17 protein-coding genes are annotated in these 18,227 nt (G+C 49.7%); 12 read left to right on the forward strand and 5 right to left on the reverse strand.

The window, feature by feature from the left end; translation table 11 throughout:
- Window positions 1-258: 258 nt before the first annotated feature.
- Window positions 259-552, reverse strand: coding sequence for a DUF3817 domain-containing protein (locus ACFQ0N_RS00205; RefSeq protein WP_379322329.1), 294 nt, complete (start codon window positions 550-552; stop codon window positions 259-261).
- Between the two features lie 444 nt (window positions 553-996).
- Here ACFQ0N_RS00205 and ACFQ0N_RS00210 point away from each other — a divergent pair, with 444 nt between their 5' ends.
- Together ACFQ0N_RS00210 and ACFQ0N_RS00215 are read left to right on the forward strand one after the other, a co-directional pair.
- The gene (locus ACFQ0N_RS00210; RefSeq protein ID WP_379322330.1) at window positions 997-2,727 is read left to right on the forward strand and encodes a proline--tRNA ligase; all 1,731 of its coding nucleotides are present in this window, start codon (window positions 997-999) and stop codon (window positions 2,725-2,727) included.
- 18 nt (window positions 2,728-2,745) lie between these two features.
- Window positions 2,746-3,495: an SDR family NAD(P)-dependent oxidoreductase gene (locus tag ACFQ0N_RS00215; RefSeq protein ID WP_379322331.1), complete on the forward strand. Its 750-nt coding sequence runs from the start codon at window positions 2,746-2,748 to the stop codon at window positions 3,493-3,495.
- Between the two features lie 5 nt (window positions 3,496-3,500).
- Here the strand turns inward: ACFQ0N_RS00215 and xerS are convergent, their stop codons facing one another.
- On the reverse strand, window positions 3,501-4,580 hold the full coding sequence (gene xerS / locus ACFQ0N_RS00220) for a tyrosine recombinase XerS (RefSeq protein WP_379322332.1): 1,080 nt from the start codon (window positions 4,578-4,580) through the stop codon (window positions 3,501-3,503).
- Window positions 4,581-4,803: 223 nt separating this feature from the next.
- A complete protein-coding gene (locus ACFQ0N_RS00225; protein ID WP_379322333.1) occupies window positions 4,804-5,031 on the reverse strand; it encodes a DUF3951 domain-containing protein in 228 nt (75 codons plus the stop codon).
- A gap of 193 nt (window positions 5,032-5,224) precedes the next feature.
- Here ACFQ0N_RS00225 and ACFQ0N_RS00230 point away from each other — a divergent pair, with 193 nt between their 5' ends.
- The 9 genes from ACFQ0N_RS00230 to trxB all read left to right on the forward strand — a co-directional run bounded on the left by ACFQ0N_RS00230 (window position 5,225) and on the right by trxB (window position 14,669).
- Window positions 5,225-5,629, forward strand: coding sequence for a hypothetical protein (locus ACFQ0N_RS00230; protein ID WP_379322334.1), 405 nt, complete (start codon window positions 5,225-5,227; stop codon window positions 5,627-5,629).
- 253 nt (window positions 5,630-5,882) lie between these two features.
- A complete protein-coding gene (locus ACFQ0N_RS00235; RefSeq protein ID WP_379322335.1) occupies window positions 5,883-6,074 on the forward strand; it encodes a hypothetical protein in 192 nt (63 codons plus the stop codon).
- A 110-nt stretch (window positions 6,075-6,184) separates the two neighbouring features.
- Window positions 6,185-6,838, forward strand: a complete 654-nt coding sequence (gene sleB, locus ACFQ0N_RS00240) for a spore cortex-lytic enzyme (protein WP_379322336.1) — start codon at window positions 6,185-6,187, stop codon at window positions 6,836-6,838.
- A gap of 319 nt (window positions 6,839-7,157) precedes the next feature.
- A complete protein-coding gene (locus tag ACFQ0N_RS00245; RefSeq protein WP_379322337.1) occupies window positions 7,158-7,760 on the forward strand; it encodes a nitroreductase family protein in 603 nt (200 codons plus the stop codon).
- Between the two features lie 367 nt (window positions 7,761-8,127).
- Window positions 8,128-10,986: a 2-oxoglutarate dehydrogenase E1 component gene (locus tag ACFQ0N_RS00250; RefSeq protein ID WP_379322338.1), complete on the forward strand. Its 2,859-nt coding sequence runs from the start codon at window positions 8,128-8,130 to the stop codon at window positions 10,984-10,986.
- A gap of 36 nt (window positions 10,987-11,022) precedes the next feature.
- Window positions 11,023-12,273, forward strand: a complete 1,251-nt coding sequence (odhB, locus tag ACFQ0N_RS00255; RefSeq protein WP_379322339.1) for a 2-oxoglutarate dehydrogenase complex dihydrolipoyllysine-residue succinyltransferase — start codon at window positions 11,023-11,025, stop codon at window positions 12,271-12,273.
- Between the two features lie 28 nt (window positions 12,274-12,301).
- The gene (gene ytxJ, locus ACFQ0N_RS00260) at window positions 12,302-12,637 is read left to right on the forward strand and encodes a bacillithiol system redox-active protein YtxJ (protein ID WP_379322340.1); all 336 of its coding nucleotides are present in this window, start codon (window positions 12,302-12,304) and stop codon (window positions 12,635-12,637) included.
- 188 nt (window positions 12,638-12,825) lie between these two features.
- Window positions 12,826-13,602, forward strand: coding sequence for a winged helix-turn-helix domain-containing protein (locus ACFQ0N_RS00265; protein ID WP_379322341.1), 777 nt, complete (start codon window positions 12,826-12,828; stop codon window positions 13,600-13,602).
- Between the two features lie 122 nt (window positions 13,603-13,724).
- A complete protein-coding gene (trxB, locus tag ACFQ0N_RS00270) occupies window positions 13,725-14,669 on the forward strand; it encodes a thioredoxin-disulfide reductase (protein ID WP_379322342.1) in 945 nt (314 codons plus the stop codon).
- A gap of 91 nt (window positions 14,670-14,760) precedes the next feature.
- Here trxB and ACFQ0N_RS00275 read toward each other — a convergent pair whose 3' ends face one another.
- Both ACFQ0N_RS00275 and ACFQ0N_RS00280 read right to left on the reverse strand, forming a co-directional pair.
- On the reverse strand, window positions 14,761-15,405 hold the full coding sequence (locus ACFQ0N_RS00275; protein WP_379322343.1) for a metal-dependent hydrolase: 645 nt from the start codon (window positions 15,403-15,405) through the stop codon (window positions 14,761-14,763).
- 121 nt (window positions 15,406-15,526) lie between these two features.
- Window positions 15,527-16,579: a LacI family DNA-binding transcriptional regulator gene (locus tag ACFQ0N_RS00280; RefSeq protein ID WP_379322344.1), complete on the reverse strand. Its 1,053-nt coding sequence runs from the start codon at window positions 16,577-16,579 to the stop codon at window positions 15,527-15,529.
- Between the two features lie 256 nt (window positions 16,580-16,835).
- Here ACFQ0N_RS00280 and ACFQ0N_RS00285 point away from each other — a divergent pair, with 256 nt between their 5' ends.
- Complete coding sequence (locus tag ACFQ0N_RS00285) at window positions 16,836-18,185, forward strand: MFS transporter (RefSeq protein WP_379322345.1); 1,350 nt, start codon at window positions 16,836-16,838, stop codon at window positions 18,183-18,185.
- Window positions 18,186-18,227 lie beyond the last annotated feature (42 nt).

Here is an 18,227-nt window from a genome sequence, read left to right on the forward strand (position 1 = left end):
AAGAATGTGAAAATAACGGCAGTACCATTTTTATATAGTACCTTGGTTTGCACGCGGCTGCCGGGCGGGAAATGATGCGGATTTCCCGGGAAAGCGCAGAAGTCGACATGTTTGGCGCTCTGCTGTTGATTAAACGCGGAAAAAGCCAGGGCGGATCGAATGACGGCAACGCATTTAACCGGTAAAGGCCGGTTTGCGACACGCGGAATGAAGAAATAGTATAATAGGCAAAATAAAAAGCCCCCGAGGAGGGCGGCTTCATGGATTTTTGCGTATGCGGGCATCTAATATAAAGGTGCCGAAAGGGATGAATGCAGCTGCGATCGCAGCCAGAATACGGGTTATCGGCCAGCGTGCCGATATCCAGGCATGAGCCAGCGCAATAAAGTACAGGGCGAATAAAACACCGTGCACAGTGCCAACAATCGCGACCGCCTGCGGAGAATCGGCCCAATATTTCAACGGCATGGCGATGAAGAGCAGGACAAGAAATGAAATGCCTTCAATCAGACTGACAACCCGAAACCGTCCGACTGGAGTGTTTAATGCCATGAACAATTACCTCCGATGCATACAGATAGGCAAGCTAGCCAGTAGTGCTGCCAGTATGAGTATACCGGAGTCTATAAGGAAAAAAACGCCGATTTTGTTGACTTGTTTGACAATTTGGTGTATTTTAACTTGAATATAGTCAAAACGATGATCAAGGAAAGGCCGCATACTTTGCTGCATCCAGAGAAGGAGCCCCAGGCTGAGAGGCTCCGGCAGAGGTAGCTGCTTCCCGCCTTGTAGTTGCCGCAAGGAACCGACGCTGTAACGGTGTCCTATTATTTGACGGCCGGCTATTCCCCGTTAACGGAACAAGAGGATCGGATACTGCCGGCTTACAGGCAGCGTTTGATTGAATTTGGGTGGTACCACGAGCACGCTCGTCCCTGGCCGGGGATTGGGTGTGCTTTTTTGCGTTGAATATGTACTTCAAGGAGGGATTGTAACATGAGACAACAGCATCTATTGATACCGACTTTGCGCGAAGCGCCTGCCGATGCAGAGGCAATTAGTCACAAGCTGCTGCTGCGGGGCGGCTTTATTCGTCAATTGGCTTCGGGAGTATATTCCTTCCTGCCATTAGGCCACAAGGTATTAGCAAAGGTGCAAGCGATTGTGCGCGAGGAGATGGAGCGGGCAGGCGTACAAGAGATATTGCTTCCTTCGCTGCAGCCGGCCGAGCTATGGCAGCAATCCGGGCGCTACGAGCATTACGGGCCGCTGCTGATCAGGCTGCAGGATCGCGGCGGCCGCGGCTTCGTCTTGGGGCCGACGCATGAGGAGGCGGTGACCGCGCTAATCGGCGGTGAAATTGCTTCTTATCGGCAGCTTCCGTTTTCGGTGTTTCAGCTGCAAACCAAGTTTCGCGATGAGCGGCGTCCAAAATCGGGCTTGCTGCGCTGCCGCGAATTTATCATGAAGGATGCTTATTCCTTCTCTGCCAATGAGGAGGAACTGGCGAACCAATATGAAGCGATGTACGTGGCGTATAAGCGGATTTTTGAGCGCTGCGGCCTGCAATACAGGGCGGTAGAGGCAGATGCCGGCTCAATCGGCGGTTCAGGCGGCTCGCACGAGTTTATGGCTCTGTCCGATACTGGAGAGGATACGATTATGGCATGCCCTGGTTGCGGATATGCGGCCAATGTTGAGAAGGCGGAATCGGCTCCGGCATTAAAGGAAAGCACTGCTGACAAGGCAAAAGTGCCCGAGTCGGAGCGCTGGTTCACCCCTCAGCTAAAATCGATACGCGAATTGACAGCCGCCCATGATTTGCCGCCGGCGGCCTTCATTAAGACCTTGCTTTATACAGCTGACGGCAAGCTGATAGCCGTCCTGATGCGTGGGGATAGTGAAGCTAATGAGGCGAAAATAAAAACATTGCTCGGCGCGGCCTCGCTCGAGCTTGCAAGTGCAGAGCAGGTGCTCGCAGCAGTCGGCGCTCCGATCGGATTTGTGGGACCGGTAAACTTGCCTCTTATGCAGGGAGAAAAAATAACCATCATTGCCGATCGGCACGCCGCCGAAATGGATGAAGCGATCGTCGGGGCTAATGAGCCGGACTATCATCTTAAGCATGTCGTGCCGGAACGCGATTTCAGCATCGCGCTTGTCGGCGATTTGCGCACTGCACAGGCAGGGGAGGTCTGCATTCATTGCTCGACTCCGCTTGAAGCGATAAAGGGAATTGAAGTGGGGCATATTTTCAAGCTTGGCGACAAATACAGCGAGCCGCTGAAGACATATTTTGTCGACCGGGAGGGCAGGGAGCGTCCGATTGTCATGGGATGCTACGGCATTGGCGTTACCCGTCTTCTGGCGGCAATTATCGAGCAGAGTCACGATGAGCACGGGATGATTTGGCCGCAGGAAATTGCCCCGTTCTCCGTGCATCTAATCCTGATGTCCGCCAAGGATGAGAGGCAGCGCCGCATTGCTGATGAGCTTTATGCCTGTCTGCAGGCAGAGGGGATAGCAACGCTGTATGACGATCGTACGGAGCGCCCGGGTGTAAAGCTGAAGGAAGCGGATTTAATCGGATTGCCGCTGCGGGTCGTCGTCGGCAAAGCTGCAGAGGAAGGAGTAGTGGAGCTGAAAGCACGAACTGCTATGATGGAGAAGGTGGCCACCAGCCAACTGGTCAGTGAGATTCAGCTGCGGCTGAATAACAGGAACTAATCTATGGGGGGAAGCTGTATGGAAAGCTATGCTGATCGAACGATACTTGTAACCGGAGCCACGGGAGGGATCGGCAAACGGATAGCAGCTGCTTATGCCGCGGCAGGCGCGCATGTTGTATTGACTGACTCGAATAAACAGCTTGGCGAAGAGGTGACAGCGGAGATTGCTGCAGCGGGAGGCGAAGCGGTCTTTGTCCAGGCGGATCTCAACAAGCCAGAACAGATCGAGCGGTTGTTTGAAGCTGTGCGGCAGCAGTTTCAATCACTCGATATATTAATTAATAATGCCGGCTTCGGTATATGGAAATCGCCGCTCGATTTGACGGTTGCCGAGTGGGATCAAGTTATCAATGTAAACCTGCGCGGAACGTTTCTGTGCACTAGAGAAGCGGCTAAGCTGATGAAGGAAAGCGGAGGCGGACGTATTGTCAACATTGCTTCTACCAGAGCGGCGATGTCAGAGCCGGACAGTGAAGCGTACGCAGCGTCCAAGGGCGGTATTGTCGCCTTGACCCATGCGCTCGCCGTATCGTTCAGCGAGCTGCACATTACTGTTAACTGCATTAGCCCAGGCTGGATTGAGACAGGCCGCTACGATGAGCTTCGGGAAGCCGATCACCGACAGCACCCCGCCGGCAGAGTCGGCCGGCCAGAAGACATTGTACAGGCCTGTATGTATTTTACGGCCGCAGGCAACGATTTTGTGACAGGTGTAAATTTGACAATCGATGGCGGCATGACCAAAAAGATGATCTATGAACCATAGCGGCGCTAATTCTTCTCGCGCTCAATCGCTTCGGCCATCGTCCGGTCCGTCAGATGGGCGTAAATTTGCGTCGTCTCGGGCGACGCATGGCCAAGCTGCTCCTGCGTTTTATATAAATCGTTACGCAAATAATAGTCCGTCGCAAAGGAATGGCGCAGCTTATGTACAGATAAATACGGCTTGCCGAACCGTTTGGCGTATTTTATCACCATTTCTTGAATCGCCCGCTTTGTCATGCGAGAGCCTTCCGATTTTCCGTTGGCAAGCGCAAGAAAAAGCGCCTTTTCCCGTTTCGGGGCTTTATATTGCGCTTCGCGCAAATCAAGATACGCTTGCAGATCCCGCAGCGCCTCAGAGCGGAAATAAACGGGCGTTTTGAATGTATCGTCATTTGCGCCCTTGCGGTAAACATAGAGCACTCTCTTTTTTATGTCCAGGTCGTCAATATTCATATTCACAAGCTCGGATACGCGCAGGCCGGAGTGGAGAATAAGGCTGACAATACATGTATCCCGCACCCGGTTAATGGCATAGGAGTAGAGCGCTTGCTTGTTCGTTGCGATGTCCGTGCCGTAATCCTCATTTATGTAGCGGATAAACTCGTCGATTTCTTCGTCCTGAAGCAGCTTGCCATCCAGTCTGGCGGCGGTATCTTTCGGCTTGTGCGTGCGCTTGATCGATACTTTGGCCATTACATTCCGTTTGAGCAGCGGATAAAATTGCTCATCCTCAGCAATTTGACTTAAATAATGAAACAATGAGCGCAAGGAGGACAATTTGCGGGAAATCGTCGTACGCCCGTTCATATGCGCCTGATTAGTAGCCAAAAACATTTTGTAGTTATCGATGCTGTCCATATGGAGCGTCTCCAGCTCCTGCAAAGTAACATCCTTCATAGCCGGTCCTTGAGCGAGCCCTTCAGCAAGCAGCCAGGTTAAAAAGGTTTCATAATCTCTCACATATTCCAGCAGCGAAGAAGGGGAAAGGTCAGGCAGCTTGTAATTGATAAATTGTTCGATATACCAGGGCATAACCGGTGTTCTGCGATCCAGCTCCTGACGGTCTTTCATTTTGATGATGTTCACAGTGCACTACCTCCATGTCGTTCGCTCGTTTTATTGTACCATAAGAGATTCAGGCTCACTAAGGAGGGACGGCCTTCCGAGCATCGGGTTTGATGAATGGGAACAAGCAGGGCTTGCAGTCGAGCATGAGTGGGGGATAATGAGGAGGCATTTGCAATAAATTTTCTGCAAATTCGAAAAATTGTAACAAATGAGAGCGTATTTGCGTTATAATAAACACATGCTATCTGACGCGCTTGTTTTTATTTTTATCGTCGCCTTCCTCATCCTTCTCCTCTTTCACTTCCTTCTGCTCGTGAAATTCGACCTTGGAATGGCCGGTGATGTAGTCGAATGGTGTATAGCGGCTATCGGGAATTTCCTGTCTGCGGATCATTTTCGCAATAATAATGCTCAGCAGAATTATAATCGGTACAGCGATGGAAAAAATCATGAGCAGGCCAAGATCCATAGTAATCAACCTCTCAGTAATAGGGATGGAATGATTGAAGCAGGCGCGTTATGTTTATCGGCCGCTTTGCAAAATCTTAACTTTGCGTTAGCATTGCGATAGCAAAGATTGCATATAATGATGGCATAAATAGAATACTATATTTTACTCTCCGGTGACAGCGGAAGCAAATATAAGAAAGGAGGAATGTTAGATGATCCATGATATCTGGAATCCGTCTCATCGAGAAATTAGAGCGTGGGCATACAGCGGGGAGGGGCAGCCGCATCCTCATTGGGCTTTGACCTTGAACGATTTGAACAATTTACCGCTGTTAATTGAGCTGGCTGGCGATGAATCCTGCCCGGCACAAGCCTTTTTTATCAATTGCCTCTACGTGCTTACCCGGCAAGTGGTAGCGAAAGGTAACTTTCACGAGCTTGCTCGTCTGGAGACGGCACTTGAACATTTGGAAACCTTCGAGCAATTTGAAGAAGTACGCGAATGGATTAGATATTCCCGTGAGCTGCTTGCAATTGATGCAGTTGCGGAATTGAAAGGATGGACAGCCGAATGGGATTCGGGCCGATCTTATGATCGATGGAACCGGGAAGCTTAAAGCTTGGCGGAAAAAGACAGCTGCAATCGTCTATCGGGAAGTGGGCGAACAAATGGAGGAGAAGGATTGTGGCGGCTTGGCAAGGCTTGAATACTAGCAGATTTTTTTATTGAGCGGTGTGCAGCCTTGTTAAGTTATGCTACAATAGAATACATATAAAGTATTTGGACATCACCATTAAGACGAGGTGGTGTTTTTGCGTTTTATGCAAGACATAAGAACCCTATATTCTTACTTGAGAGGAGACATACAGATGCCAGTTCATAGCTACTATCAGCACGCAGAGGAAGCGTTCTCCCTTTTGCCTGAAGCGATCGATCGTTTGCAGCTTGTGAAGGAGGCTTTCGGGCGCAACGGCGAGGACTTTCTCGCCATTGAATTAAGAACGATGCTGGAGCGGCTGGAGGAAATCCGGCTGCTTTTGGAGGATGGTCCACAAGGGTGAGTGGTGATAATTAACATTATTAAAGATTATTATGAATTACGATCCCGTTCTTTCGCTCATGGTAGAATGATGGCTAAATTACAGATACTACCATGGAGGGGAAAGACATCATGAACAAACATTATCGCTCTGTGACGCTGCTGGCAATTGTACTCATAATCTCCTTGATTGCAGGCACGTTGCAAGCGGCGGCCGCAGCGCCGCAAACGCTGCAGTATGGAAGTAAAGGCAGCGATGTTATGGATCTGCAGTATCGCTTGCAATCCATCGGTTATTTTAACGCGGCGGTGACGGATAATTTTGGCGCTGTAACTCGCAATGCGCTGCTGAACTTTCAAAGGGACTACGGTTTGCAGGCAGACGGAATTGCAGGCACAAATACGTGGAAAATGCTGAAGAAGGTTTCGGTAAATGAGCCGGAAATGAGGATGCTGACCCGGGTCATTTACAGTGAAGCAAGAGGGGAGCCGTATATTGGACAAGTCGCTGTAGGCGCAGTTGTGATGAATCGGCTGAAATCTTCGCAATTCCCTGATACGATTGCCGGTATTATTTTCGAGCCTTGGGCATTTACTGCAATTAATGACGGGCAATATTGGCTGGAGCCGGATGAGACAGCATTGATGGCCGCTAAGGAAGCTGTGAAGGGCTGGGATCCGACAGGCAGCGCCCTGTACTATTATAATCCCGATACCGCCACCTCGAAGTGGGTTTGGTCGCTAAAGGTAATAAAAAAAATCGGCCAGCATGTATTCGCCAAATAAATAACATTCATGCAAGGACTGTCTCAACAAATTCCGATTTTGATCGGCGGTTGTTGAGGCAGTCCTTTTTCTCAATTTTATAGAATTTATATGTTTTACCTGATAAATTCTATAAAATTTCAGGGGAAGAAACTTGCCGCGCACCAAGGACGGCGTCGGCCGTTTCTTCTCATTTTGTATAATAAACGGTTGTCCGGCAAAAAATATTGCGCATGCTTGAGCAATTAGAAGTTGCATTTTCAGAAAATAATGATACAATAAAAAAGTAAGTTACTTAAACTGAAGGATTTACAACAAACAATAAAGGATGTGTCTGTTAATGTCTATGGATTTTAATGCAGCAATTAAACATCGCCGTTCAATTTATGGCATCAGCAAAGAGCAGGTTGTCTCTGATGACCGTATTCGTGAAGTTGTCTCTGAAGCTGTTAACTATACTCCGTCATCTTTTAACTCGCAAAGCTCGCGTGTTGTTATCCTGCTTAACGAGCAACACGATAAACTGTGGGATCTGACGAAGGAAACGCTGAGAAAGCTTATTAATAATGAAGAGCAGTTCAGCTCGACCGCCGACCGGATGGCCGGATTCCGCAATGGTTACGGCACTATACTCTTTTTTGAAGATCAGGCTGTTATTAAAGGACTGCAAGAGCAGTTTGCCACTTATAAAGATAATTTCCCTGTCTGGTCTAATCATTCTGCAGGCATGTTGCAGTTTGTTGTCTGGACATCGCTTGAATTGGAAGGCTTCGGCGCATCGCTGCAGCATTACAATCCATTGATCGATGATCAAGTGAAGCAAGAATGGAACATTCCGGCAGAGTGGAAGCTGCTCGCACAGATGCCATTCGGCAAACCGACAGCTCAGCCAGGCGAAAAACAATTTATGCCGATTGAAGAGCGGGTTAAATTTTTCAACTAATTGCATGCATTAAGCGCAAGCCGGTGACTCTGCCAGTGAAGAGTTACCGGCTTTTGCTCGAATAGAGAGAAATTTCGTCGCAATTTGGAAGGAAAAGCAAAGAAACGGGGATAATGCTCTAGTAAGGGGCAATTATGAGCGAATTTTATAAATTTATCGAAATCGATCTTGTATCGAGATCAATCGCATCGAAATTAACTATTTGTCATGCTATGTGAACTTTCTTAGACTATATTAATGACGGTCAATGAACGGTCTTGCGAAATTTTGAAAACTTTTGGAGATTCGTGTATGATCGTAATGATTATGGTTAACCAATTAGAAGAACTGATATGCTAAGACAATGATGAGGCGGAGGTAAAAGTACATGTCGGTAGATCAAACTAACCGCCAGTCGCCCTGGCAGCTCTATTTTGGTCCCAACTTGGGGTATGTCCAAGAACAGTATGAGCGTTATCTGCAAGATCCTGCATCTGTGGATCCCTCTTACAAAGCGATGTTCGAGGAATGGGGTGCGCCAGTAGCGGTACAGAACACGTTATCCGAACAAGTACAGCTGCCAGTGGCAGCCGGAAAGCTCGCTGACCCGGCTTTCTATAAAAAACTGGTCGACGCTGGCAAGCTGGTGTCGAATATTCGTGCGTACGGGCATTTGGCTGCGGACACGAATCCACTTGGCATTGGGGTCGAAAACGATACCCGCTTGCTTGAGCCGGAAACATTCCGACTGACTCGAGAAGATTTGTCTGCACTTCCGGCTTCGCTGATTTGGGAGGATGCGCCTGTATCGGTTAAAGACGGTTGGCAAGCGATTACAGAACTAAAACGCATATACACGCAATCATTCGGTTTTGAATTTAGTCATGTTCATCAAGAGGATGAGCGGCTGTGGCTGAATAGCCATGCGGAATCCGGCATGGCAGGCAAGCCTTTAAATACGAAAGAACGGATAGCGCTGTTGTACCGTTTGATTGAAGTCGAGCATTTTGAGACGTTCCTGCAGCGTACATTCGTCGGGCAGAAGCGTTTTTCCATTGAAGGGACTGATGTATTGGTTCCGATGCTGGATGAGATCATTCGCGAAGTAGCGCATGACGGTGCGGAAAATATTTTAATGGGGATGTCCCACCGCGGTCGCCTGAACGTGCTGGCGCATGTGCTTGGCAAGCCTTACGGCTCTATTTTCTCTGAGTTCCAGCACGCCCCTAACAAGGAGCTTATGCCTTCTGAGGGCTCGACAGGCATTAACTTCGGATGGACGGGAGACGTTAAATACCACTTGGGTGCGCATCGTTCGGTCAAAGAAGGGGAAACAATCGAGACCCGCATTACAATGGCCAACAATCCGAGCCACTTGGAGTATGTCAACCCGGTCGTTCAAGGCTTCACGCGCGCCGCTCAGGATGACCGCAGCTCGGCGGGCTATCCGAAGACGGATTTTGGCTCGGCAGCAGCGATCATTATGCATGGCGACGCCGCATTTGCCGGTGAAGGCATCGTGCCGGAGGCGCTGAACTTCAAGAAGCTTGAAGGTTATCAGAATGGCGGAACGCTCCATATTATCGTGAACAACCGGATAGGCTTCACGACTGAAAGTAAGGATTCACGTTCAACGCACTATGCAAGTGATCTTGCCAAAGGCTTTAATATTCCGATTGTGCGGGTGAATGCCGACGATCCGGAAGCTTGCCTGGCGGTTGTGCGTATGGCTTGCGCGTACCGTTACCGGTTCCGCAAAGATTTTCTTATCGACTTGGTCGGCTACCGCCGTCATGGACATAATGAGACCGACGATCCGGAAACGACTCAGCCAATTTTCTATAAAAAGCTGCGCGACCATAAGACGGTCAGCAATCTGTATGCAGAGCAATTGATCAGCAAAGGCCTGATTAGCGCTGAGCAATTCGAACAGATGAAAAACGAAGTGGAAGGGCGTCTACAGGCTGCTTTGGATGATGTGAAGAATGGCAGCGAGAAGCAAAAAGCGGCCGAAATTAGTGAAAAACGCACCAAACGCCCTGCGCCGGAAATTGCTACGGCTATACCGTTGTCCAAGCTGCGTGAAATCAATCGCGAATTGCTCAAATGGCCGGAGGAATTCAAAGTTTACGGCAAGCTGGAGCGTATTCTGAAGCGTCGCGAAGGCATGTTTGAAGACGGCGGAAAGGTTGACTGGGGCTTGGCGGAAACGATGGCATTCGCTACTATTTTGGCGGATGGCAAGCCGATCCGGATTACCGGACAGGACTCGGAGCGCGGCACATTCGCTCATCGCAATCTTGTGCTGCATGATCCGGAGACAGGGGGAACATTCTGCCCGCTGCACCGTTTGCCGCAAGCGCGCGCGTCCTTCGCAATCCATAACAGCCCATTGTCTGAGGCGTCTGTCCTCGGCTTTGAATATGGCTATAACGTGTACTCGCCGGAAACATTGGTTATTTGGGAGGCGCAATTCGGCGATTTCGCTAACGCCGGGCAGGTTATTATCGACCAATTTATTTCTGCAGGACGCGACAAATGGTCGCAATATTCCAGCCTGATCATGCTGCTGCCGCACGGGTATGAAGGGCAAGGGCCGGAACACTCCAGTGCAAGGCTGGAAAGATTTTTGCAGATGTCGGCTGACGACAACTGGACGGTAGCCAATTTGACGACTGCTGCGCAATATTTCCATCTGCTGCGCCGTCAAGCTGCCTTGACCGAGACAGATCAAGCCAAGCCGCTTGTCATTATGTCTCCAAAAAGCTTGCTTCGCAATCCACGCGTAGCTTCCGCGCCAGAGGAGTTCAGCGAAGGCTCCTTCAAGAAGATTCTTGAGCCGGTGCCAGCTGAAAAGCCGGAATTGGTTGAGCGTCTTGTCTTCTGCAGCGGCAAAATCGGCGTAGATCTTGCTGCAGCGATGGAACCGCAGGGCGAGCAAGAAGAGCGTGACTGGAGCTGGCTGCATGTCGCTCGTCTTGAGCAGCTGTACCCGTTCCCGAAAGTGGAGATCGAGAAGATTATTAGCAGCTTCCCTAACTTGAAGGAAGTGCTGTGGATTCAAGAAGAGCCGCAAAATATGGGAGCCTGGAATTATGTTGAGCCGAGAATTATTTCTAGAGCACCTTGGGGCACTGTGGTGCGCTATGTCGGACAGCCAAAGCGTTCCAGCCCGGCTACAGGATTTCAGGAAATTCATCAAAAAGAACAGCAGCGGATTATTGGAGAAGCTTTGCGCCGTCATTAATAATGAGGCGCTCCCATATAACAAGGAGGATTCGGCATGAGCGAGATTAAAGTACCCGCGATGGGTGAGTCGATTACAGAAGGTACAATTGCGAAATGGATCGTACAAGTAGGTCAAGCCGTCAATCAAGGCGACGTATTGGCCGAATTGGAAACTGATAAAGTTAATATTGAAATCAGTGCAGAGCAAAGCGGCGTGTTGACCGAAATTTTGCATGCTGAAGGCGAGACAGTAGCGATTGGGGAAGTTATTGGACGTATTGGCGAAGGTCAAGGAGCTGCCGCGGCAGCTCCTGCAGCCGAGGCTCCAGCCGCAGCTCCTGCTCCAGCCGCGCCAGCCGCAGCTCCAGCCGCGGCGCCGTCTGCACCTGCAGCCGCTCCTTCCAGCGATGCTTCAGGTTATGCTGCTTCCCCGGCAGCGCGCAAACTGGCGCGCGAGCGCGGCATCGATCTTGGGCAAGTGGCTACAGCTGATCCAATCGGCCGTATCCGCCAAGAGGATGTGAAGCAGCATACTGACCGCAAGCCAGCCGCGGCGCCGTCTGCACCTGCAGCTAGCGCGCAAGCAGCCGTTGAAGTGCCAGGCAAACCAATCGAACGTAAGCCGATGTCGCGCCGCCGGATTACAATCGCGAACCGTCTCGTAGAAGCGCAGCATACAGCGGCAATGCTGACCACATTCAACGAAGTCGATATGACGGCAATTCTCGATATTCGCAAACGCCGCAAACAATCGTTCCAAGAAAAGCATGATGTGGGCCTGGGCTTCATGTCCTTCTTTACAAAAGCGGTTGTCGGCGCATTGAAAGAATTCCCGCTGCTCAATGCGGAAATTCAAGGCGAGGACATTCTTGTTAAGAAATTCTATGATATCGGCATAGCCGTATCTGCCAAAGAAGGCCTCGTTGTTCCGGTTGTACGTGACGCGGATCGTCTTAGCTTCGCGGCGATCGAGAAGGAAATCTCCGATCTTGCTGGCAAAGCACGCAACAATAAGCTTGGACTTAGCGATCTGCAAGGCGGAACATTCACAATTACAAATGGCGGCGTGTTCGGTTCACTGTTGTCCACGCCAATACTGAATACTCCGCAAGTCGGTATTCTCGGTATGCACAAAATTCAACTGCGTCCTGTCGCAATTGATGCTGAAAGATCCGAAAACCGTCCAATGATGTACATTGCGTTGTCTTACGACCATCGAATTGTTGACGGAGCTGAAGCCGTCCGTTTCCTGGTGAGCGTGAAATCGATGCTGGAAGATCCAGAAACCTTGTTGCTTGAAGGCTAATATAGATGGATGGAAGGAGCGTTAAAGCATGTGGAAGGAAATTACAACCGTTCAGGAATGGGAGCAACTGCTGGAGCAATCGGCGAATAAGCAAACGATTATTTTCAAGCATAGCACCGCATGTCCGGTTAGCGCGAGCGCTCTGGAAGAGTATGAAAACTATTTGGCCAAGCTGCCAAACCCGAATGTCGATTATTATTTGGTCAAAGTAATCGAATCGCGTCCTGTCTCAAATCAAATTGCGGAGGATCTGGGCGTCAAGCACGCATCACCGCAAATTATATTGTTCAAGGACAAGCAGTCGATCTGGAATACATCGCACTGGTCGATTACAACTAAACATATGACCGCAGTATTGGATTAATTAGCAGTACAAAAGCATTGAACCTCCTGTCCGCGCCTTGGCGCGGTTCCGGAGGTTCTTTCCTATATATCATCCTGCTCATCAGCAATTTGTCAGCCTGCTTGAAGGCATACTGGACAATGTCGTTGTTCTTGATTATCCTATTCATAACAAATCATAATCGGATCGAATGAGGAGGGGTGTGAGCAATGACAATTAACGATGTTAAGCATCCTGAACTCGCCCATTCTGAACTTGAGCAGCGTGCTGCTGTAAGTGAGCTTGCCGCTGACAGCAAGTTATATACAGAAGGAGATTTCTGCGCTTCTACATTAAGAATTATTATTGTTAGTCCGCTGCCGGCCTCATTGCGCAGCTTGATCTCGCACCTTACGATGAAATGCTATGATGTTCTTCTGTTCCATCATGAGCATGATGCCACCTTGCCGCTGCTGCAGGCCGATCTGTTCATTGTCGATCGGAGATTCGGGCAGCCTGCTGAGCAGTCCATGTTTGAGCCTCCGGCCAGCCATTTATTGTGTTTGGTTGACACTATTGATCGCGCGGCAGCTTATGCACAGTTGCAGTGGCCTGGTTCAGTGGAGCAGGCGCTGGAACAGATTGAACAGCTTGCAATGCGTAATCAGCAGGCAAGCCAGCAGTTGGCGGCTACAAGCAGAGACGACGATTTTATCGCGATGAAGGATCTCGTCATGGATTTGAAGAGAGTGCAGGTCAGGCGCAATAATGAGCATGTATCGCTTACAAAAACGGAATTTGATTTGCTGCAGCTACTAATGGCCAGTGAAGGACGAGTACGCACCCGCCAGGAAATTATGGAGCAAATTTGGGGTGATACCTATTTTGGCGGCAGCAACTCTGTAGATGTGCATATTAAGAGCCTGCGGCAGAAGCTAGGCGACGATCCGAAAAAGCCGCAGTATATTGAGACGGTGAGAGGCGTCGGCTACCGATTTGCCGATTAACTGATGGAATTCTTCATCACACCTTCATCATGTCTTCATGAAACCTTCATGAAACGCTGGAGAGCGGGTGCTATCATGGATATACAGATACAACTGATAGCGATGAGTGGAGGATGAGGAGAATGACGGACACTATTTACCCAACTGTTATAGTCGGAACTGGCCCCGGGGGCTTGACGGCAGCGATATATTTGGCGAGAGCGAATATGCAGCCGCTCGTGATTGAAGGAGCCGAGCCCGGCGGTCAGCTGACGACGACTACAGAGGTTGAAAACTTTCCGGGATTTCCAGAAGGCATTATGGGGCCGGAATTGATGGCGAATATGCGCAAGCAAGCAGAACGCTTTGGCGCGCAGTTTCGCACTGGCTGGGTAACGAATATCGATATGTCTCAGCGTCCGTTTGTGGTTACGATAGAAGGAGCGGGGCAAATTCGGGCTGAAACGGTAATCGTCTCGACAGGGGCCTCGGCTAAATATTTAGGAATTCCGGGTGAAGCGGAATATGTAGGCCGCGGGGTAAGCACTTGTGCCACCTGTGACGGATTCTTCTTCCGCAACAAAAGAATCGTCGTTGTTGGAGGAGGGGATTCTGCGATGGAAGAAGCCAATTTCTTAACTCGCTTTGCGTCAGAAGTAATCGTCGTTCACCGCCGCGGCGAGATGAGAGCCTCAAAAATTATGCAAGACCGGGCAAGGGCAAATGAAAAGATTCGTTGGAGTCTGGACAGCACCCCGCTGGAAGTAATCGGTGACGGCAACAGTGTAAAAGGGCTGAAAATTCGTCACAATGCAACAGGAGAAGAGGAGATTATTGAGGTTGATGGCATCTTCGTCTCTATTGGCCACACACCAAACACGGCTTTTCTTGATGGGCAGCTGAAGATCGATGATCTGGGCTATTTGCTGGTGGAGCCAGGTACGGCGAAGACGAATGTTGATGGCGTCTTTGCATGCGGCGACGTTCAGGATCGCCGCTACCGGCAGGCGATTACCGCAGCCGGATCAGGCTGTATGGCGGCCCTTGAATGTGAGCGGTACATTGAAAATAACGGTATTCATGTGTAAAGCATGGAAAACGGAATGAAGCGATTCACTGTCTGGCTCTTGGCCGACAGCGGATCGCTTATTGTTTGTTTTCGAAAGTTCATTCGAGTTATTAGTGCATGATCTTGATGGATTTTTTGGAGAGGGGATAAAGCCACTTAACGCCGGCCGGTGTCATTGTATCCGTAATTAAGTGAGAGAGATAGCCTGCGATCGCCACGTTGGATATTCCTTCTAACTGCAGCTCGCTTTCCAGGGCGGCGCCGATGGCACCCCAAGCAATTAAAGCCCATAAAGTATGTGTAAGTCCGCGATGATGCATCCATGGAGCGATCGCAACGAACAAACCGAAGCCAATCATCCACGTTATATTGTTCATCATCCCCCAATAAAGCACGGCCCCGCCGATCAGACTGACCAGTATATTGCGGATGCTGCCTTCCTTGGCGATAAAGCCGAGCAGAAAGGCTGCGCCAGCGGTCAGTGCCAGCTGCTGGTGCAGAATGCGCTGATCATAATATACATAGGCTACGCCGATGGCCAGTGCAACTCCGCCCCACAGCAGCAGCTCGCGCACCAGCTTCGAGACTTTGCCCAGCTTGCTGCTCAGCATACTGTTGCCATCCAGATCCGGACTCAAAGATGAGAAGGCAGCTACTGTAATATAGAGTGCTGCGTTATTTGGCGTGAATGGATAGTATGCAGCAGCGGCCAATCCAATCCCCACGCCGATTGCCAGATGAGTCGTTCCTTTCATAGTGCCTCCGTCATTCGTTATTGGCAGCAAACATATGTTTGCATACCAGATTATTATACATGCTCTACAAGCCGATTACAACTATTCTACTTATATTGAAAAAGCCAATAACAGTCCACATTTAGGTGGCGTTATTGGCTTTGCTGTCTGAGCTTTCCCTAACGATAATTTCAGAGGGAATAAAGAGCTGCTGCGTAGCTGCGGACGGGCGGTTTGTCAGTCCCAATTTGTCAAATATGAGCTGCGCGGCCTGTTTGCCAATTTGATACAAATTGGTTGAAGCGGATGTAATTTTATGCTCCTCCGCCAATTTTGAATTTTCGAAGCTGACGACTGCAAGCTGGCCCGGTATGCTGAGCCCGTTTTCTGCAGCATATTGCATTATGCCTACAGCAATAATATCGCGCCCGGCGACAATAGCTGTAGGCGGCTCGGGCAGCTTGTAAAACGCGTCCACTGCAGAGTAGCCGCTGGCTTGCAGATTGTCACCGATATATAAATAGCCGGAGGGGGCGTGGAGTCCGGCGTCCTTGAGCGCCTGCTGATAACCTTGATAACGGGTCTGGCTGACAAAATGATTCATTGGAGCCGGACTGATGAAGGCGACTCGGCGATGGCCCTGCTTTATCAGGTGTGCGGTAACATCGTAGGCCGCTTGTCTGTTGTCAACATCGACGGAGCTCACCGCATCATTGTCAATGTAAGTTCCCAGAAACACAAATGGCAGGCGGAGACGGATCAGGCTATCAATCACATGATCATCCTGATGGGGCGTAACGAGCAATAAGCCATCGACAGAGCGGCTTTCGGCCATCTCTACAATTTTATTCGGGTTGATTGCTTTTGCGCTATTCCAGGCCATTAATAAATTGTAGCCATGCTGATCAATAACATCGCCAACGCCTTGCAGCAGATGAAGAAACAAATTGTTTTCCGAGAATTGAAACATTTCGGAGTTGAGGCTCGGCCAGTAGAGGCCGATATTGTTGGATTTTTGCGTTACGAGTCCGCGGGCGATTGAATTCGGCTTGTAATTCAATTTTTCGATCACTTCAAATATGCGTTTTTTAGTGTCGGCAGCAACAGGTGCTGTCCCGTTAATGGCAAATGAAACGGTTGAAATCGAGACACCGGCCTCGCGAGCAACATCTTTTATAGTAGCGATAATGAACACTCCATTTTATTTAAGTATACCCAGTATATCTGCTGCTGCAAAATAAGCCAAGCAAAGGGACGGGCAAATTCAATTATAATCAATAATGATCGTGAACACGCTATCAAGATTATGATATAATGTACACCATAAAAATATAGGAGGCGTAACTATGAAGTGCGTAATCGATAACAGGGCCTGTTCAAAAAGGGAATGCGCATCATAGCCCTATTAACTGCGTGAACTCCCTTCGATAATCGAAAGGGGCTTCTGCAACATGGCACAACATGAACAATTTAAGCAAGCGTTAGGCTGGCTTGGCTTTTTAGCTTTTTTTAGTGTGTTGAACGAAACGGTATTTAATGTCTCTTTGCCCGATATAGCTGTACAATTCGCAATAACTCCAGGTCAGGCAAATTGGATTAACACCGCATTTTTGCTCTCATTCGCGATCGGCTCCATCTTGTATGCGCAGCTCGCCGATTTTTACCCGCTTAAAAAACTGCTGGTAATTGGCTTATTTACTTATAGCGGCGGTTCGCTCATCGGATTCATTTTGCATTCGCAATACGAGGTCATGATTGCCGCCCGTTTTATCCAAGGTGCGGGAGCTGCGGCGGTACCTGCGCTTATTATGGTGATGGTCGCCCGCTACGCAGGCGAGCATAGGGGCAAGGCGTTCGGACTTATCGGCTCTGTCGTAGCATTGGGAGAAGGAACGGGGCCGGCGCTTGGCGGCGTCATTGCCCAATATTTGCATTGGTCATATTTATTTGCACTGCCGATTTTTACGCTGCTTCCGCTGCCCTTTATATTGCGGGTGCTGCCGCGTGAAAGTCTGCGTGCCGGAGCGGTTGACCGCATTGGAGCGTTAGTAATCGCTGCCGGCATTATTATGTTCACCTTGTTTACGACGACTTATCATGGAATGTACTTGGGCGGTGCTATCTGCTTGCTGATTTTGTTCGGCTGGCATATTCGCCGCGTCCACCAACCTTTTCTGGAGCCTGCATTGTTTACGAACCGTAAATTTGTTGCAGCTGTTTCAAGCGGCTGTATATTGCTGGGAACGGTTGCTGGATTTATTTCCATGGTCCCTTATATGATGCGGGAATTGCACCAGCTTTCTACAGCAGCTATTGGCAGCGGCGTTTTGCTGCCTGGTACGCTCAGCGTCATTTTGTTTGGCTATATTGGGGGCCATATGGTCGATAAAAAAGGCAGCCGGACGGTGCTGCTAACCGGGGCGGCTGCAATTGTCGTTGCGCTCGTCTCGCTTGCGGCGCTGATGGAGTGGTCGCCTTGGATTGGCAGTGCGGCTCTGGTTGTTATGTTCGGCGGTTTGTCCTTTGTCAAGACGGCGATTTCGGAAAGTGCAGCCGGCTCGCTGCCTGAACGGCAAGCAGGTTCGGGCATGGGACTGCTTAGTTTCGCCTGTTTTTTGGCTGAAGGCGTAGGAATAGCGTTTATAGGCGGTCTTTTGACAAACCGGGTCGCCGCTCTTTCGTGGTGGCCTTCCTTCGGGGATGCATATCCCGGATTTTATAGCAAGATAACAATGCTGGCAGCAGCTGCCATTGTTGCAGGAGCGTTATTGTTCTGCACAACTTTCCAGAAGAAGAAATAGCATAAAAGCAGCCTCTTTCGTGATGTGGATTGGCACATCTGC

Source organism: Paenibacillus sp. GCM10027626, from assembly GCF_042676285.1.
In the GTDB taxonomy this organism is placed as follows: domain Bacteria; phylum Bacillota; class Bacilli; order Paenibacillales; family Paenibacillaceae; genus Paenibacillus_Z.

Coding starts and splice junctions, on each gene's coding strand:
- ACFQ0N_RS00205 (WP_379322329.1), bottom strand. CDS start 552: ATGGCATTAAACACTCCAGTCGGACGGTTTCGGGTTGTCAGTCTGATT.
- ACFQ0N_RS00210 (WP_379322330.1), top strand. CDS start 997: ATGAGACAACAGCATCTATTGATACCGACTTTGCGCGAAGCGCCTGCC.
- ACFQ0N_RS00215 (WP_379322331.1), top strand. CDS start 2,746: ATGGAAAGCTATGCTGATCGAACGATACTTGTAACCGGAGCCACGGGA.
- ACFQ0N_RS00225 (WP_379322333.1), bottom strand. CDS start 5,031: ATGGATCTTGGCCTGCTCATGATTTTTTCCATCGCTGTACCGATTATA.
- ACFQ0N_RS00230 (WP_379322334.1), top strand. CDS start 5,225: ATGATCCATGATATCTGGAATCCGTCTCATCGAGAAATTAGAGCGTGG.
- ACFQ0N_RS00235 (WP_379322335.1), top strand. CDS start 5,883: ATGCCAGTTCATAGCTACTATCAGCACGCAGAGGAAGCGTTCTCCCTT.
- sleB (WP_379322336.1), top strand. CDS start 6,185: ATGAACAAACATTATCGCTCTGTGACGCTGCTGGCAATTGTACTCATA.
- ACFQ0N_RS00245 (WP_379322337.1), top strand. CDS start 7,158: ATGTCTATGGATTTTAATGCAGCAATTAAACATCGCCGTTCAATTTAT.
- ACFQ0N_RS00250 (WP_379322338.1), top strand. CDS start 8,128: ATGTCGGTAGATCAAACTAACCGCCAGTCGCCCTGGCAGCTCTATTTT.
- odhB (WP_379322339.1), top strand. CDS start 11,023: ATGAGCGAGATTAAAGTACCCGCGATGGGTGAGTCGATTACAGAAGGT.
- ytxJ (WP_379322340.1), top strand. CDS start 12,302: ATGTGGAAGGAAATTACAACCGTTCAGGAATGGGAGCAACTGCTGGAG.
- ACFQ0N_RS00265 (WP_379322341.1), top strand. CDS start 12,826: ATGACAATTAACGATGTTAAGCATCCTGAACTCGCCCATTCTGAACTT.
- trxB (WP_379322342.1), top strand. CDS start 13,725: ATGACGGACACTATTTACCCAACTGTTATAGTCGGAACTGGCCCCGGG.
- ACFQ0N_RS00275 (WP_379322343.1), bottom strand. CDS start 15,405: ATGAAAGGAACGACTCATCTGGCAATCGGCGTGGGGATTGGATTGGCC.
- ACFQ0N_RS00285 (WP_379322345.1), top strand. CDS start 16,836: ATGGCACAACATGAACAATTTAAGCAAGCGTTAGGCTGGCTTGGCTTT.